Genomic DNA, 627 nt, shown 5'->3' with positions numbered 1-627 from the left:
AGTCAAATAAACTACTGTTGTGCACAAACCTTTTTGAATTGCTTTCAAATTGTCTTGAATATTAACTTTCACGCTAATTCGATGCGTTAAAAAAGTTTGCGGCTTTATTTGAAAACCAATTCTTTTGCCAGAATTCATGGTTACGAAAAAGTCTATTTTGTAATTGTTATCTTCAACCTTATTTGAATACTGTACGCTGCCAAAATTATCATCTAAAAATCTTTTGGCATAATCTTCTCTGTGCTGTCCTTCCCAAAATGATAGAAAGCAAATTGAGAAAAATGAATTAAGGACATCTTCATAGCTGCACTTAGGGCAAAATTTCATAGAATCTTCAACCATTCTATTAATGTCTACTGAATCATGCAGCTCATAGAACATTCCAAAAAAAACGTGCTGGGTTTGGGGATGCTTATTTCTAATTAAGTTCATCATTTTTCCTAATCTCTTGGGATTCGTTATATGGGACTTAGTGTTCATAATTTTGTTCATCTTTTTTAATAGCTGCCGGTGGCTATCTTTCCACAAGTGCAAAGTTTCTAATGATGTGTCCTGCAACATTTTAAAAGTGCTACTGGGTAGGGATGCGACATAGTTTTGAATTGATAATTTTTTATTTGACCGTAA

The 627-nt window shown here is 33.2% G+C and carries 1 protein-coding gene; it reads right to left on the bottom strand.

Annotated features, from left to right (window positions below; translation table 11 throughout):
- Window positions 1–432, bottom strand: a 432-nt coding sequence (locus CBI42_RS11110) for a hypothetical protein (protein WP_142294123.1), incomplete at its 3' end; no start/stop codon positions are given.
- Between the last annotated feature and the right edge of the window lie 195 nt (window positions 433–627).

This window comes from Streptococcus sp. KR (assembly GCF_002238115.1).
In the GTDB taxonomy this organism is placed as follows: Bacteria; Bacillota; Bacilli; order Lactobacillales; family Streptococcaceae; genus Streptococcus.
This window is presented reverse-complemented; position numbering and strand designations above follow the sequence as displayed.